Annotated in this window: 16 protein-coding genes; 6 read left to right on the top strand and 10 right to left on the bottom strand. The window is 64.7% G+C overall.

Annotated features, from left to right (window positions below; all coding sequences use genetic code 11):
* Positions 1-116: 116 nt before the first annotated feature.
* Complete coding sequence (locus tag JC616_RS04680; RefSeq protein WP_227106984.1) at positions 117-551, top strand: hypothetical protein; 435 nt, start codon at positions 117-119, stop codon at positions 549-551.
* Between the two features lie 87 nt (positions 552-638).
* Here JC616_RS04680 and JC616_RS04685 read toward each other — a convergent pair whose 3' ends face one another.
* Together JC616_RS04685 and JC616_RS04690 are read right to left on the bottom strand one after the other, a co-directional pair.
* Positions 639-1,091: an LEA type 2 family protein gene (locus JC616_RS04685; RefSeq protein ID WP_227106985.1), complete on the bottom strand. Its 453-nt coding sequence runs from the start codon at positions 1,089-1,091 to the stop codon at positions 639-641.
* A gap of 27 nt (positions 1,092-1,118) precedes the next feature.
* On the bottom strand, positions 1,119-2,009 hold the full coding sequence (locus JC616_RS04690) for a LysR family transcriptional regulator (RefSeq protein WP_107798176.1): 891 nt from the start codon (positions 2,007-2,009) through the stop codon (positions 1,119-1,121).
* A 121-nt stretch (positions 2,010-2,130) separates the two neighbouring features.
* On the opposite strand from JC616_RS04690, the gene JC616_RS04695 reads away from it, so the two are divergent.
* Both JC616_RS04695 and JC616_RS04700 read left to right on the top strand, forming a co-directional pair.
* Positions 2,131-2,562 (top strand): CidA/LrgA family protein, encoded by a 432-nt coding sequence (locus JC616_RS04695; protein ID WP_107798177.1) that lies wholly within the window; start codon positions 2,131-2,133, stop codon positions 2,560-2,562.
* Positions 2,552-3,235, top strand: a complete 684-nt coding sequence (locus JC616_RS04700) for an LrgB family protein (RefSeq protein WP_048415644.1) — start codon at positions 2,552-2,554, stop codon at positions 3,233-3,235. Before JC616_RS04695 ends, JC616_RS04700 begins: the two co-directional genes overlap by 11 nt.
* A gap of 181 nt (positions 3,236-3,416) precedes the next feature.
* Here the strand turns inward: JC616_RS04700 and JC616_RS04705 are convergent, their stop codons facing one another.
* Both JC616_RS04705 and JC616_RS04710 read right to left on the bottom strand, forming a co-directional pair.
* The gene (locus JC616_RS04705; protein ID WP_107798178.1) at positions 3,417-4,076 is read right to left on the bottom strand and encodes an OmpA family protein; all 660 of its coding nucleotides are present in this window, start codon (positions 4,074-4,076) and stop codon (positions 3,417-3,419) included.
* Positions 4,073-4,543, bottom strand: coding sequence for a Cd(II)/Pb(II)-responsive transcriptional regulator (locus JC616_RS04710; RefSeq protein ID WP_107798179.1), 471 nt, complete (start codon positions 4,541-4,543; stop codon positions 4,073-4,075). Before JC616_RS04710 ends, JC616_RS04705 begins: the two co-directional genes overlap by 4 nt.
* A gap of 274 nt (positions 4,544-4,817) precedes the next feature.
* Here JC616_RS04710 and JC616_RS04715 point away from each other — a divergent pair, with 274 nt between their 5' ends.
* The gene (locus JC616_RS04715; protein ID WP_227106987.1) at positions 4,818-7,058 is read left to right on the top strand and encodes a heavy metal translocating P-type ATPase; all 2,241 of its coding nucleotides are present in this window, start codon (positions 4,818-4,820) and stop codon (positions 7,056-7,058) included.
* A gap of 73 nt (positions 7,059-7,131) precedes the next feature.
* On the opposite strand, the gene JC616_RS04720 is transcribed toward JC616_RS04715, so the two are convergent.
* Positions 7,132-7,797 (bottom strand): putative metalloprotease CJM1_0395 family protein, encoded by a 666-nt coding sequence (locus JC616_RS04720; protein WP_227106989.1) that lies wholly within the window; start codon positions 7,795-7,797, stop codon positions 7,132-7,134.
* A 200-nt stretch (positions 7,798-7,997) separates the two neighbouring features.
* On the opposite strand from JC616_RS04720, the gene JC616_RS04725 reads away from it, so the two are divergent.
* Together JC616_RS04725 and JC616_RS04730 are read left to right on the top strand one after the other, a co-directional pair.
* Complete coding sequence (locus tag JC616_RS04725) at positions 7,998-8,504, top strand: acyl-CoA thioesterase (protein ID WP_199225795.1); 507 nt, start codon at positions 7,998-8,000, stop codon at positions 8,502-8,504.
* On the top strand, positions 8,497-9,183 hold the full coding sequence (locus JC616_RS04730; RefSeq protein WP_227106990.1) for a TIGR01621 family pseudouridine synthase: 687 nt from the start codon (positions 8,497-8,499) through the stop codon (positions 9,181-9,183). Before JC616_RS04725 ends, JC616_RS04730 begins: the two co-directional genes overlap by 8 nt.
* Before the next feature lie 28 nt (positions 9,184-9,211).
* On the opposite strand, the gene JC616_RS04735 is transcribed toward JC616_RS04730, so the two are convergent.
* The 5 genes from JC616_RS04735 to JC616_RS04755 form a co-directional block, all read right to left on the bottom strand.
* Complete coding sequence (locus JC616_RS04735; protein WP_227106991.1) at positions 9,212-10,036, bottom strand: ChbG/HpnK family deacetylase; 825 nt, start codon at positions 10,034-10,036, stop codon at positions 9,212-9,214.
* Positions 10,037-10,089: 53 nt separating this feature from the next.
* Entirely contained in the window at positions 10,090-10,497 is a 408-nt protein-coding gene (locus JC616_RS04740; RefSeq protein ID WP_107798184.1) for a GtrA family protein, read from the bottom strand.
* A complete protein-coding gene (locus JC616_RS04745) occupies positions 10,494-11,507 on the bottom strand; it encodes a glycosyltransferase family 2 protein (protein ID WP_107798185.1) in 1,014 nt (337 codons plus the stop codon). The genes JC616_RS04740 and JC616_RS04745 overlap by 4 nt, the downstream gene beginning before the upstream one ends.
* Positions 11,500-12,996: an ArnT family glycosyltransferase gene (locus tag JC616_RS04750; protein WP_227106992.1), complete on the bottom strand. Its 1,497-nt coding sequence runs from the start codon at positions 12,994-12,996 to the stop codon at positions 11,500-11,502. The genes JC616_RS04745 and JC616_RS04750 overlap by 8 nt, the downstream gene beginning before the upstream one ends.
* A gap of 179 nt (positions 12,997-13,175) precedes the next feature.
* Positions 13,176-14,552, bottom strand: coding sequence for a peptide MFS transporter (locus JC616_RS04755; protein ID WP_107798187.1), 1,377 nt, complete (start codon positions 14,550-14,552; stop codon positions 13,176-13,178).
* Positions 14,553-14,961: the final 409 nt, after the last annotated feature.

A 14,961-nucleotide genomic window follows, 5' to 3' on the forward strand; every position in this document is an offset into this window, starting at 1 on the left:
GTCCGCGTAAGGAAACTCTCGCGCTTTCGCATGGTCAGTCATACAACGCCGGCTCCGTTCAGGGGCCGGCGTTTTGTTATGCTATGGATAGTGAAACGGGGATTGAAGGATTTCGGATGAAAAGACTGATGATGATGTCGGCGCTGCTGCTGACCGCCTGCGGCACCTTTCCGACCCAGGAAGGCTATGCGCAGAAGGCGTATTACTGGCAGGGGCGCGATGTGAATCAATTGCTGGCGGAGTGGGGCGCGCCGCAGAAAACCCTGAAGATGCCGAACGGCAACATGCTCTACACCTACAGCAAGGAATTCACCCAGCGCGAGCCGCTGCGCGAGAACCGCGTGTACGAGCCGGGCGCCAAGGTGACTTACAACGAGAACGGCCAGACCAAGACCATAGAAACGCCGGGACGCTGGGTCAACACCGGCATGATAGGCGGCGGTTCCACCCATTACAGTTGCACCACCAATTTCGTGGTCAATCCCAAGAGCCAGCTGGTGGAGACCGTCAGCTTCGACGGCAACAACTGCGTGGCGGTGCCGCGGCAGTGAGTTCCGGCCCCGCCGGACGGCGGGGCTGCGGACATGTAGAGCATGTTCACGATCTCGATGGCTCGCGCCGCGGATCGTAACCGGTTCTTACTGGCCGGGCAGCTTCCATTCCCCCTTGCTGCGGAACGGCACCCGGCCCATGCCGTTCAGGTCCTCCAGCGTGCCGTTCAGCTGGTATTCCAGCTTGCCGCCGTTGCCGGCCTCCATCGCCTTGCCGATCTGTTTCAGCCAGCCGGCCAGCGAGGTGTGCAATTGCAGGGTGACCATGCCTTCGCCCAGCGCCGGCACGGCGATGGCTTGATTGCTGAGCCCGGTGGCCAGCTTTTCTCCGGCCACGTTCAGCTCCAGCGTCATGCCCTTGGCGTTCAAGGCCAGATTATTGGGATTGCTGATCCGCAGGCTGACTTCGAAGCTTTGCTCGAACAGCGTGGTCTTGCCGGGTTTGACGTCGGCGATGCTGATCTGCGGTTTCTGATAGTTCAGCGCTGCGCAGCCGCTTAGTAGCAGGGCGAACAGGGCGATGCTCAGATATCGTTTCATATTCGGTTTTCCTAGGGTTGACTGGCTTTATTCCAAACCGCCCAGCACATCGCGCGTCACCGCCAGCCAGGCGCGCGCGGCGTGCGACAAGTATCCGTTCTTTTGCCAGATCAGCGCCAGATGCCAGACCAGCTTGGGTTCGGCCAGCGGAATCACGTCGTAGGCGGCGCGGTCCAGCCGCTCCACGATGGAGCGCGGCAGCAGGGTAACGCCCATATGGGCGGAGACCAGTTCCACGATGAAGTCCCAGTGCGCGCTGCGTCCCACCACATGCAGCGGGCGGCCCAGCTCGCGGAAGGCGTCGCTGACTCGGCGCGCCAGCGTGAAATCCTGCGGGTAGAGCACGAAGGGCTGGCCGGCGATCTGTTCCAGCCTCACCACGCTCTGGCCCCGCCACTCCGAGCCGGCCGGCGCCACCAGGCACAGCGGGTCGCGCACCACGGCGAATTGATCGAAAGCCTGATTGTCCACCGGCAGCACCGCCACGCCGATTTCCAGTTCGCCGCTGCGCACGCTGCTCTCGATGGCCAGCGCGCCGTCCTCCACCATCTTCAGTTCGATCTGCGGATAGCGTTGACGGAAGCTGCTGACCACCGGCGCGAAGAAGGCCACGCCCACCATGGGCGGCAGGCCAACCACCAGTTCGCCGCGCTTGAGCGCAGACAAGTCGGACAGCTCGGTTTTCAACTGGTTCATCGCCGACAGCACGTCCAGGCCGCGCTCGTAAGTAGCCCGGCCGGCATCGGTGAGGCGGAAGCTGCGGCCTTCGCGCAGGATTAGCGGGCAGCCCAGCTCCTCCTCCAGCTGGCGCACCATCTTGCTGATGGTGGGCTGGGTCACATAGAGGGCTTCGGCCGCCTTGGTGAAGCTTTGGCGTTTGACCACCTCGATGAAATAGCGCAGCGCGCGGATGTCCATGTGTGCTTGTCCGGATCATGTATTCCAGATTGGAATGCGTGAAATAATTTTAATTCATTTTTTGAATGCATGCCGGCGCTCTATACTCGAAACACTCCCTGTGTTGTGTAGTGGCTCAATCATGGCAAACCCGAACCTTCCCGCATTCAAGCAAGTGGCGCTGACCGTTGGTCAGGTGGCCTTGCTGAGCGTGGTGTGGATAGCGGCCAGCCAGTTGAGCAGCCATTTCCTGCCTGTGGTGCCTGCCGGCGTGCTGGGGATGTTCCTGGTGCTGGCGGCGCTCTGGCTGGGCTGGTTGCCGCTGGATTGGTGCCGCAGCGGCGCCCGCTGGTTGCTGGCCGAAATGTTGTTGTTCTTCATCCCCGCCGTGGTGGCGGTGATCCAGTACCCGGACGTGATCATGGCCGCCGGGCTGCGGATCGTGGCGGTAATCGTGCTGTCCACCTTGCTGGTGATGGCGGCGACCTCCTGGGTGGTGGACAAATGTTACCGGCTGGAAGTGGCCCTGCGCTGGCATGGCCGCCAGAAACAGGTGAAGACGCATGGAGCATGAAATCGCACTGGCCAGTCTGCTGATTACCGTTGTCTTGTACGGACTGGTCAAAAAGTTTTATCTGAAAAAGCGCAATTGGTGGAGCGCCCCGATTCTGGCGGTGCCGCTGTTGGTGATTGCGCTGGTGGTCCTGGCCAAGGTGCCGTACCGGGTGTATTTCGAAGACACCCGCTGGCTGACCTGGATGCTGGGCCCGGCCACGGTGGCCTTCGCGGTGCCAATCTATGAGCACCGGGCGATGATACGCCGTCACTGGCTGTCGCTGAGCTGCGGCGTGCTGGTGGGCATGCCGGTGGCGGTGTTCAGTTCGATCTGGCTGGCGCGCCTGCTGGGCTTGTCCGAGCTCTTGCAGCGCAGCTTGGCGCCGCGTTCGATCAGCACCCCGTTCGCCCTGGCCACGGCCTCCGGCATCGGCGCCTCGCCGGATCTGACCGCGGTGTTCGTGGTGATGACCGGGGTGTGCGGCATGTTGCTGGGCGAAGTGATGCTGGCCTGGATGCCGCTGCGCTCCAGCCTGGCGCGCGGGGCCCTGTTTGGCGCCGCCGCCCACGCGGCCGGCACCGCCAAGGCTAGCGAGCTGGGCGCCGAAGAAGGCGTGGTGGCCAGCCTGACCATGATGCTGGGCGGTTTGGCGACGGTGTTCGCCGCGCCGCTGATAGGTTTGTTGTTGTAGTTTGTGTGTGTACTTGTTGTGACCCGCATTCCCGTGGGGTGGCGTGCGGTGGTTTCTCCTCATCTCCCCAAACGAGCGTTGTTAGGGCCGACCCAGTGGGTCGGCCCCTTTTTTTGCCTATTCGCCACGGCGCATGGACGATAAAAAACCCGGCCGGAGCCGGGTTGGGTATCAAGATCGTTCAACCCATTTGCTGCGGGGTGATCATGATCTCCACGCGGCGGTTGCGCGCCTTGCCGCTGTCGCTGGCGTTGCTGGCCACCGGCTGGGCCGCGCCGTAACCCATGGTGCGCACCCGTACCGAGTTGACGCCCTGGCCTTGCAGGTATTCGGTCACCGATTGGGCGCGCTTTTCCGACAAGGTCTGATTGTAGGCGGCGGCGCCGCTGCTGTCGGTGTGGCCGGCCACGGTGATCGAGGTGTCCGGGAACTGCACCAGCACGCCGGCGATGTCGCCCAGCGGTTTTTGCGCCCTGGCGTTCAGCTGATAGCCGTTGGTGGGGAAGGTGATGTTGTCGGGCAGGGACAGCTTGAGCTGGTCGCCGATGCGCTCGACGGCGATCTGGCTGTTCTTCAGCTTCTCGCGCAATTGTTTTTCCTGGTAATCCATATAGCCGCCGATGCCGGCGCCGATCGCGCCGCAGGCCAGCGCCGAATTGCGGGCGCCTTTGCCGCCATGGGTCAGCGCGCCCACAAGGCCGCAGGCCGCCGCGCCGCCCAGGCCGTAGAGAGCGGTCTTGCTGATCTCGGTCTGGCCGGTTTGCGGGTTGGTGGTGCAGGCGGACAGAGCCAGCGCGATCAGGGTCGCGGCGGCGGTGGCGGGCTTGAACAAACGGGTCATTGCTTCTCCACTGAAGGGTGATGGGGGTGCGGGTCCTGGCCGAAGGGCGTGTGGCAGACGCAGGGTTCGCCTTCGGACGCCTCCACCAGGGTTTGCAGAATGCCGCATTCCGCCACGGTGTGATGGTCGTGGCAGCGGTCGCGCAGCGCCAGCAGCTGTTGTTCCAGCAGGCGCAGGCTTTCCACTTGCTGATGGACCTTGCTCACCTGGCGGTCTATCAATTGATTGATGTCGTCGCAGGCCAGCGAGGAGTCGGCCTTGAACGCGGCCAGCTGGCGGATGTCGGCCAGCGACATGCCCAGCGAGCGGCAGTGCAGGATGAAATTCAGTTCGCCCAATTGCTCGGCGTTGTAGCGTCGGTAGCCGGAGGCGCTGCGCAGCGGCGCGGACAGCAGGCCTTCGCGCTCGTAATAACGGATGGTTTCCACTTCGCAGCCGGTCTGGCGCGCCAGTTCTCCAATCAGCATCTCAGTTCTCCCGCAAGACGCCCCGATGGGCGATGGCGGCGATGTGCCGCCGGGTGAGGATATTTTAGCAAAAAAGCTTGACCTTGTAGCGACTATAGGGTTTGCAATGAAGCTATATCAATCCGAATCAAGGGAGGCCACCATGTTCCATCCAGCGCAAAGAAGGCGAAACAAGCTTGCTCCGCATGCCGGCCATGCTTCTTGCCGCGGCGGAGAGGGCAAGCCCGATCCGCGCCCGGCGGACGATTGCTGCGGCCATAAATTGGAGGCGGCGATGCCGGCCCAACGGCCCGCCGCCGCGCATGATCACGATCACAGCCACGACGCTGCGGGCAAGGCCTGCTCGGGTCACGACCACGGCGCGGAAGCGCCGCGCGCGGTGTCCTTGGGCGAGGGCGGCCGGCAGCAGGCGCGCTTGCACATCCAGGCGATGGACTGCCCGACCGAGGCCAAGCTGATTGAAAAAGCCCTGGGCGGTATGACGGGGGTGGCCGCGCTGGAGTTCAACTTCATCGAACGCGTGCTGCTGGTGCGTCACGATCTGCCCAATCTGGACGGAGTCAAACAGGCCATCGCCAAGGTGGGCATGAAGGCGGTGGAGCTGACGGACGCCTCGGCGCCGGTGGAGCAGCCCAAATCCTCGCGCCGCGGCAATTGGCTGCTGGCCTTGTCCGGTTTGGCGGCGGCGGGTTCGGAAGGCGTGGCCTGGCTCAGCGGCGCGGATCAGGGCTGGGGCAGCGCGGCGCTGGCCCTGGCCTCCATCCTGCTGGGCGGCATTCCCACCTTGAAAAAGGGCTGGATCGCCTTGTCCACGCGCACGCTCAACATTCATTTCCTGATGTCGGTGGCGGTGATAGGCGCGATGCTGATCGGTCAGTGGCCGGAGGCGGCGATGGTGCTGTTTCTGTTCGCCATCGCCGAGCGCCTGGAGGCGATGTCGCTGGCGCGCGCCGGCGAGGCGGTGAAGGCCTTGATGTCGCTGGCGCCGGAAACCGCCTGGTTGCAAAGCGGCGGGGAATGGGTGGAGCGTCCGGCCGCCGAAGTGGCGCCGGGCAGCCGAGTGCGGGTGCGTCCGGGCGAGCGTGTGCCGCTGGACGGCCGCATCGACCAGGGCCATAGCGCCTTCAACGAGGCGCCGATCACCGGCGAGAGCCTGCCGGTGGACAAATCGCCGGGCGACGCGGTGTTCGCCGGCAGCATCAACGGCAGCGGCGTGGTGGAAGTGCTGACCACGGCGGCGGCCAACGGCAGCGTGCTGGCGCGCATCATCGATACCGTGCGCAACGCCCAGGCCAGTAAGGCGCCGACGCAGCGCTTCATCGACCGCTTCGCCGAGATCTACACCCCGGTGGTGCTGGTCGCCGCGCTGCTATTCGCCGTGGCCACGCCCTTGCTGGGCTGGCTGAGCTGGGGCGAGGCGGTTTACAACGCGCTGGTGATGCTGGTGATCGCCTGCCCGTGCGCGCTGGTGATCGCCACGCCGGTGACCGTGGTCAGCGCGCTGGCCTCCGCCGCCAAGCACGGTTTGCTGATCAAGGGCGGCGCGCCGCTGGAAACGGCGGCCAGGATAGACGCGGTGTGTTTCGACAAGACCGGCACTTTGACCGAGGGCGAACCGCAGGTGACCGAGGTGGTGGCGCTGGCCGACGCGGATCAGGATCAGCTGCTGCGCTGGGCCGCGGCCCTGGACGCGCATTCCACCCACCCGCTGGCCAAGGCGGTGCTGGCGGCGGCTAGCGCCCGCGGCCTGTCCTGGCCGGAGGCGGAGCAAGTCAGCGAACAGGCCGGGCGTGGCGTCAGCGGCCTGGCGGACGGCAGGAAGCTGGCCTTGGGCAGCAGCCGGCTGGCGCGGGAGCAGGGCGCTTTGAACGAGGCCTTGCAAGCCGAGCTGTCGCGGCTGGAGCTGGCCGGCCAGGGCGCGCTGGTGTTGCTGGAGGGCGAGCGCGCGCTGGGCGTGATCGCGGTGGCCGACCGGATTCGTCCGGAAGCACCGGCGGCCTTGAGGCAATTGGCCAAGCTGGGCGTGGCGACCGTGATGTTGAGCGGCGACAACCAGCAGGTGGCGCAGGCGGTGGCGGCGCAGACCGGCATCGTCGAGGCGCACGGCGGCTTGCTGCCGGAAGACAAGCTGGAACGCATCGTTCGCTTGCAGGCCTCCGGCAAGACGGTGGCGATGGTGGGCGACGGCGTCAACGACGCGCCGGCGCTGGCCCGCGCCGATCTGGGCATCGCCATGGGCGCGGCAGGCTCCGACAGCGCGCTGGAAACCGCCGGCGTGGCGCTGATGGACGACAAGCTGGCCAAGCTGGCCGATATGCTCAGCCACGCGCGGCGCACCTCGCGGGTGTTGAAGGTGAATATCGCGGTGGCGCTGCTCACCAAGCTGGTGTTCTTCGTGTTGGCGATGCTGGGCATGGCCAGCTTGTGGATGGCGGTGTTCGCCGACGTGGGCACCAGTCTGGTGGTGATCGCCAACGGCCTGAGGCTGGCGCGCGGCGTGCGCAAGGCGGAGTGATAGAAACGACGCCTGGTTCTCCGGGCCTGTTCAACGCCGTATCGCCGAAGCGCAGCGGATTTTGAACAGGTTCTCAGGCATAGGTATCGATGTTGGACCCCAGCCCCGGGCCTTGCCGCTCGGGGCTGTTGACGTGTTGGCGCGCCTGCAGCGGACTCATCCCTTGCTTGCCGGCCTGTTGCTGCATCAGCTCGATGCGGGCCTGCTGTTCCATCTGCGCGGCCGCCGCGGCCACCGCGCGATCCTGGCCGGAGGGGTCGGCCGGCGCCAGCGCGGCCCTTTGCACGGTTTGGGCGTTGGAGATGGTTTCCTGCGGCGTGCTGCCCCGAGCCAGGCGGATGCCCACCTCGCCGCCTATCGCGTATTGCTTGCCGTCCGGGCCTTGCTGATAAGTGTAGGTGGCGCCGCCGCCGGCCAGCGCGCCGCCGCTGGTCAGATGGGCTTGCTCATGCTGGCGCACTTCGCTGTCTCTCGCCTTGAGCGCTTCCACTTGTTTTTGCTGCGGCTCGTCCAGGGGCTTGCCGTCGGCGCCTAGCGTGGCATTGGGCCGGGCTGGCTCTTTTTGATCGGCGGCGCCGGGATCGGCCGCGCTGTTTCCGGGCGCAGAGGCAAGCGCCGCCGGCGCCGCGGCGCTGGCCAGGTTTTGCTGGCAGGCCGGGCACTGGCAGTTGGCGCCATGGCTGGCTTGCAAGGCGTAGCCGCCATAGCCGCCGTAGCTGGATATCCCGGAAATGCTCATGAATTCATCGTCTTAGCTTGATATTTCCAGTTTAGCCGCTATGCGGGGTTTTTGTCCAAAAGCTGTTGCGGCGGCGACAGGGGCGGAAATTCCGCTAAAAACTGTTTAAAACAAGCTTAAGGGCGCAGAATACGCGGTTTCGAATCTTTGCGGGACCACGCCGGCCGGCGTCGGGCGAGGTCCGCTTTTGGGAGTATGGCATGGGGCAACAGGTGGATCAGGCGAGCCAGCGCGAACTGGTGATGTCGGTGTTGATGACGCCGGACATGGCCAATTTTTCCGGCAATGTCCACGGCGGGGTGCTGTTGAAGCTGCTGGACCAGGTGGCTTACGCCTGCGCCAGCCGTTACGCCGGCTGTTACGTGGTGACCTTGTCGGTGGATCAGGTGCTGTTCAAGCAGGCCATCCACGTGGGCGAACTGGTGACTTTTCTCGCCTGCGTCAATCATGTGGGCCGCACCTCGATGGAGGTGGGCATCAAGGTGGTGGCCGAGGATATTCAGAAGCGCACGGTGCGCCACACCAATAGCTGCTATTTCACCATGGTGGCGTTCGAAAACGGCAAGGCGGTGCCGGTACCGCCGCTGACGCTGGAAACGACGGAGCAGCAACACCGTTTCCGCGACGCCGAAATCCGCAAGAAGATGAGGATGGAAACCGAACAGCGCATGCGCCAGGCCTCCAAGCAGGACGGCGCCGATGCCTGAGGCGGCGTTCACTCTATTGCATAGCGATCCCCGCTTTTATCTGGTGGACAAGGCGCCCGGCGTCAGCTTCCACCGCGAGGGCGAGGAGGCCGGCCTGATGGAGGCCTTGCGCGCCGGCTTGAGCGACGAGGCGCTGTGGCCGGTGCACCGGCTGGACCACATCACTTCCGGCCTGATCCTGGTGGCGCGCTCGGCCGAGACGGCGGCGCGGCTGGGCGAAGCCTTCGCCGGGCGAGAGATAGAGAAATATTATCTGGCCTTGTCGGACCGCAAGCCGGGCAAGAAACAGGGCAAGGTTGCCGGCGATATGGCCAAGGGCCGAGGCGGCGCCTGGCGCTTGCTGAATAGTCAGCAGAACCCGGCGGTGACGCAGTTCTTCAGCTATTCGCTGCAGCCGGGTCTGCGCTTGTTCCTGCTGCGGCCACGCAGCGGCAAGACCCATCAGCTGAGGGTGGCCTTGAAGTCGCAGTCCGCGCCGATACTGGGGGATCTGCTATACGGCGGAACGCCGGCGGATCGCGGCTATCTGCACGCCTATGCGCTGCGCTTCGAACTGGAGGGCGAAAGTTTCCGCTTTGTCTGCCCGCCGAGCCGAGGCGAGGCCTTCTTGTCCGAGACCTGCCTCGCGGCGTTGCGGGACTTGGGCCAACCCTGGGATTTGGGGTGGCCGGCGGCGTAAGCGGCTAGGCTGGGCCGGGGTCCGGCTTTCAGGCCGCCATCGGTGCGGGAGCGGGCGCGGCCTGGTCGAAGCGAGCCAATTCCACGCCGTATTGTCCGCAGAGTTCGACGAAGGCCTGGCTGGAGAGGAAGCGGAATTCCTTGTCCCGCGTCGCGGCGATCGGGTCTTCCTTGTCTTGAGCCGGGTGACCGGGGTGGCACATGATCAGCCCGCGGTCCGGCGTGCGGGCCAGCCATTGCTGCATCAGGCCGGCGAAGTCGGCTTGCGGCGTCAGCGAGTACATGCCGCCGAACCAGGGCGTGGTGTTGAAGCCCAGTTCGCGAGCGCCGTCGTCGAAACCGGTGCTGACGCTGCGCAGCACCAGGGCCTTGAGCCGGTTGTCGCCGGGGTGGCCCAGGCGGTCCGGAGAGCGCAAATAGGGCAGCGTCTGGCCCTGCCAGCGCTGGGCAACGGCTTCGAACAAGGCGTCGCGGACCACCGGCAGCGCATGCACATGCTGGTGGCCGTCGATGAAGTCCGGCAGCCGGCCGAAATGCTGGCAGAACAGATCGATTTGCATGATGGCGGCATCACGCAGCGTCGGGCGCGATAGCTGGCGCAATTGACTCTTCATCAGCCAATGCGATAAGGGACGCGCCTGCTCGCCAAAGGGGTGAGTCAAATTGAAATGCAGGCCGATGTCGGCTTTACCGTCGAAGGTTTTTAGCTCGGCAGCGCGGCTGGCCCAGCTGGGCGCCTGGCTCATCACGCTGGTGGCGGACAGGCGGCCGGCGGCCAGCAGTTCCAGAATGCCGGCGCTGATGGCGTCGGACTGGGCGAAGTCGTCGGCGCAGAGTGTCAGTCGTTTTGTCATGGGAGTGTGACCGCGACAAGCGGGTAAAGTTTTATATCCCTTTGTGCTGAAAATTAAGGGCTTCTGTGTAGTTTCTGTGTCGACGGCGGCTCACGGAAGGCCCATAGCTTGCTGAGCGCGAAGGTCAGCGCCGCGACGACGACGAGCACCAGCAACAGGGCGGCGCGATAATTCAGCGGGGTGAAGCGCAGCAAGAGCGCGTACATCGCTTCGTTGACGAGAAAGCTCAGGCAGGCGACGCCGAAGAAGCGCGGCAAGGCCTGGCGGTGGGGGATGTGGGCGGCTTGGAAGGTTTGCAGCCGGTGGCCCCAGTAGCTGACCTGGAAAGCGATCAGAAAGCCCAGCACATTGGCTTGCAGCGGCGCCATGCCCAGCGGCACCAGCAGCCAGGCCACCACGCCGAAATGCACCAGCATGGCGGACACGCCGACCACGCCGAACCAGAACAGCTCGCGGCTCATTCCCCTGCGTCTCCGGCGTCCGGCCGCCCGCGGCCGCTGATGCGGCTGACCAGATAGGTGGGGCGCTGTTTGACCTCGTCGAAAATACGGCCCACGTATTCGCCCAGTATGCCGATGGACAGCAGCTGCACGCCGCCGAGGAAGCTGATCGCCACCGCCAGCGTGGGCCAGCCGCTGACCGGGTTGCCGAACAGCAGGGTGTGGGTCAGCTCCCAGGCGGCGTAGCCGATGGAGCACAGCGAAATCAGGCAGCCGACCACGGTCCAGATGCGCAGCGGCATATTGGAGAAGGCGGTGAGGCCGGTGATGCCCAGGTCCAGCAGCCGGCGGTAGTTGAAGCTGCTCTGGCCGGCGCGGCGCTCGCGGGTCTGGGTCGGCATCGGGCGCTGGGTGAAGCCCACCCAGTGGTACAAGCCCTTCATGAAGCGGTTGCGCTCCGGCATCTGGCGCAGCGCTTCCACCACGCAGCGGTCCAGCACGCGGAAGTCCTGGGTGTCGGCCGGCATCTTGTGGCGGCTGCCGCTATTGGCCAGTTGGTAGAAGGCTCGGGTGAACAGGCGCTTGGCCAGCGGCTCGTCCTCGCGGCTGCTGCGCACGCTGTAGACCATGTCGTAGCCTTGGCGCCATTCCTGCAGGAACACCGGCACCATTTCCGGCGGATGCTGGAAATCGCTGTCTATCAGCACGGCCACGTCGCCCTGGACGTGGTCGACGCCGGCGGTGAGCGCGATCTCCTTGCCGAAGTTGCGGGACAGCTGGATCAGCGTCACCGGCAGGCCGGCGGCATGGGTCAGCACCTGTTCCACGGTGTCGTCGCGGCTGCCGTCGTCCACCACCACCAGTTCGTGGCGGTAGCCGGCGTCGGCGAGCAACTGATGCAGGGTTTGCAGCATCGGCACGATGTTGGCGGATTCGTTGTAGGCCGGCACCACGCAGCTGACCAGCGGATCGGCCGGACGCTCCTTGGCGCGTTGGGCCAATAGATAGGGCGGCACAAAAGCCTCAGTCATGCTGAGCGTCCTCGTGGTGGGCTTGCCGCGCACCCGGGGCGTCGCCGAGCAGCAGCATGGTGTCGTTCATGACCTGGAAGCGGCCCAGCGGCGCGAAGCGGGCGCGGATGTCGGCCGGCAGCCGCGCCAGCTCGTTTTCGTCGGCCACGATGAAGCTGCCGGGTTTGCCCGCCAGCCAGGCGCGCAGTTGCTGCGGGTCCTGCGTGGTGCGCGCGCGGCCGTGGGAGTAGAACTCGGCGGAGAATTCGCGGCGGCCGGCCCAATAGACCAAGGCGCTGTCCGCGCTCGGGTTTTGCGCGCGCCAAGCGGCGATCACCTGTTTCTGGGTGCGCAGGTAGCGATTGCCGTCGTAGTGGTTGAAGGCCAGCAGCGCCAACAGCACCACGCCGCCGATCGCGGCGATCCAGGGCAGCGCGCTGCGCTTCGCGTCGTCGGCGCGCGCGCGACGCCACAGTTCGGCGAACAGCAGCGCGCAGCCCGGCAGCATGGGCAGGGAGTAGGGGAAGATGATGTTGCCAGACATCGTGAAGAACAGCAGCGTCATCAGGGTCCACAGCGAGAGATAAAGCAGCCAGCCGTCGTCGTCGCGGCAGAGCCGCGGCAGCTTGGCGCCGTGGCGGACCAGCCAGGCCAGCATGGCGACGGACCAGGGAAAGATGGCGCCCAGCGCGTACAGCCAGATCATGCCGCGCGGCGTGGCGTGGGCGAAGCCGTATTTGTCGCCTTTCCAGCCGGAATCCAGGAAGCGGCTGACGTGTTCGCCCATGATGAAGTAATCGAGGAAGCCCGGGGTGCGTTGTTCCGCCAGCGCATACCAGGGCGCGGCGACGGCGAACATCAGCAAGACGCCGCCGATCCACGGCAGCTTGCGCCACAGCGCCAGCCATTGATTGCGCAGCAAGACCCAGAAGAAGATGGGCATGCCCACCAGCACCACGGCCAGCGGGCCCTTGGCCAACAGGCCGAGTCCCAGGCCGACAAAGAAGACATAGCCCCAGCGGCGGCTGTCGCGCGCCAGAGCGTGCCAGAAAGCGACCTGGCTCAGGGTCACGCAGAAGAGCAGCGCCGGATCGGTCATCACCGTGCCGGCGGCGCCGAGGAAGAGCAGGCCGCTGGCCAGGATCAGCGCGGCGGCCATGGCGGCGTCTCCGCCGCTGCGGTGGCGCATCAGGTGGGCGCTGAGGCCCAGGGTGGCGATGGCCAGTAGCAGCGAGGGCAGGCGCGCGGCGATTTCATCGACGCCGAACAGGCCCATGCCGGCGGCGGACAGCCAGCTGGACAGTGGCGGTTTGGCCCAGAACGGAATGCCGTAATCGTGCCACAGGGTCACCCAGTTGCCGGTTTCCAGCATCTTGCGGGCGATTTCGCCGTAGCGCGCCTCGGTGGTGTCGGTGAGCGGAATCGCCCACATGCCGGCGAGGCGGAGCAGCAATAGCAGCAGCAGGACGGCGAAGGCGCCTTGCTGCCAGGAGAGACTTGATCTTTTCATTCGGGGTGGAGGGCCGTCGGCGCGCGCGGGCGCGGCGGCGAATAAGGGCCGGAATCTGGAAGCCCCGTATGATAAAGCCTTTTCTCCGGTCTGTGTTGGCCGGGGACGGCGCAAAAAAAGCCGGCGTCCGCCGGCTGCTTGCGGAGCCGGGCTGGGCGCCCGGCTGGCGACGCTTGGCCTTATTGCAGGCCGTGCATCATTTTCTTCAGTTTGTAGGACAGCGCGAACAGCACCAGCGAGCTGACGCCGGCCATGGCCACGAACAACATGAAGAAGTCGTGCAGATTGCTGATGGCGTAGCCGAGGAAGTGCGGCACCGGCTTGCTCGGGTCCGGGTACAGTTCCGACAGGGTGCCGGCAAACTTGTTGGCGGCGGCGTTGGACAGGAACCAGATGCCCATCATCAGACCGGTGAAGCGGGCCGGGGACAGTTTCACCACCAGGGACAGGCCGATCGGGGACAGGCACAGTTCGCCGAAGGTGTGCAGCACGTACAGGCTGACCAGCCACAGCATGCTGACCTTGACGCCCGGTTCCAGGCCTTCCACGCCGAAGGCGATCACCAGATAGCCCAGCGCCAGGAAGAACAGGCCCAGCGCCATTTTCACCGGGGAGTTCGGCTCGCGGTTGTTGTGGCCCAGCTTGGTCCAGATGAGGGCGAAGATGGGCGCGAAGATCACCACCGAAATCGGGTTGATGGACTGGAAGTAGGAGGCCGGCACGGTGAAGCCGAGCAGGTTGCGGTTGGTCTGCTCTTCGGCGAAGAAGGTCAGCGAGGCGCCGGCTTGCTCAAAGGCGGACCAGAAGAAGATCACGAAGGCGGACACGATCAGGATCACCGCCAGGCGCTCTTTCTCTATGCGAGTCAGCGGGGCGTGAACCACTTTTTCGCCGCTGTCGTGGTGGCGCTTAGGCGCCATGCCGATGGGCTTGCCTTCCGGGGTCACCAGGTATTTGTTCTTGAACAGCGAGAACACGACCAGGCTCAGCAGCATGCCGAAGCCGGCGGCCATGAAGCCCCATTTGAAGTCGGCCGGGTGGCCGGTGTCGCCCAGGGTGCCGCAGACCAGCGGCGCGATCAGCGAGCCGGCGTTGATGCCCATGTAGAAGATGGTGAAGGCGGAGTCGACGCGCTTGTCGCCCTCAGGGTAGAGCTGGCCCACCATCGAGGAAATGTTCGGCTTGAACAGGCCGTTGCCGGCAATCAGCATGCCCAGGCCGCCGTACAGCAGCCAGGAGGCGCTTTGCACATTGCTGTCGTGCAGCGATCCGGAGAAGAACAGCATGAACTGGCCAATGGCCATCAGCACGCCGCCCACCAGGATGGAACGGCGGTTGCCCCAGTAGCGGTCGGCGATATAGCCGCCGATCAGCGGAGTCAGGTAGACCAGGCCGGTATAAGTGCCGTAGATGTCGGCGGCGTGAGCCTTGTCGAACATCAGAGCCTTGATCATGAACAGCACGAAAATGGCGCGCATGCCGTAATAGCTGAAGCGCTCCCACATTTCGGTCACAAAAAGCAGATAGAGCCCTTTGGGATGCGAAGTGGTCGACATAGATTATTTCCTTGTGTGACTTGAGTGACACCACTTGAACGAGCAAGATCGAGTGAGGTGTTGTTGTAGTTTTTACTTGCCTTGGATTTTGTAGGCAATTTTTGATAATAACTAGGAAATGTTTGGATGTGAAAATTTTTTAATATTTGTTGCCATACAATCAGTGTTTATAGAGTAAATGCGTCACTAACTGTCTTTATTTGTCATATTTATTTGTAAGCAAAATGACATGGGTGCTGTGAGGCTTCACATTCGGGCTATTGTCGAAAATCCCGGCGGGAGAAGGGCTTAAGCGTGTTTGCGGCGCTGCCGGCCTTGGAGGGGAGGCTGAGGGCCGGGCTCGCCGGCGCTGAGGCAAAACAGCAACACTTGATCGGGCGCCGGCGGCGGCGGACAAAGAAAAAGCCCT

The sequence above is a fragment of the Chromobacterium rhizoryzae genome (genome assembly GCF_020544465.1).
Lineage (GTDB): Bacteria > Pseudomonadota > Gammaproteobacteria > Burkholderiales > Chromobacteriaceae > Chromobacterium.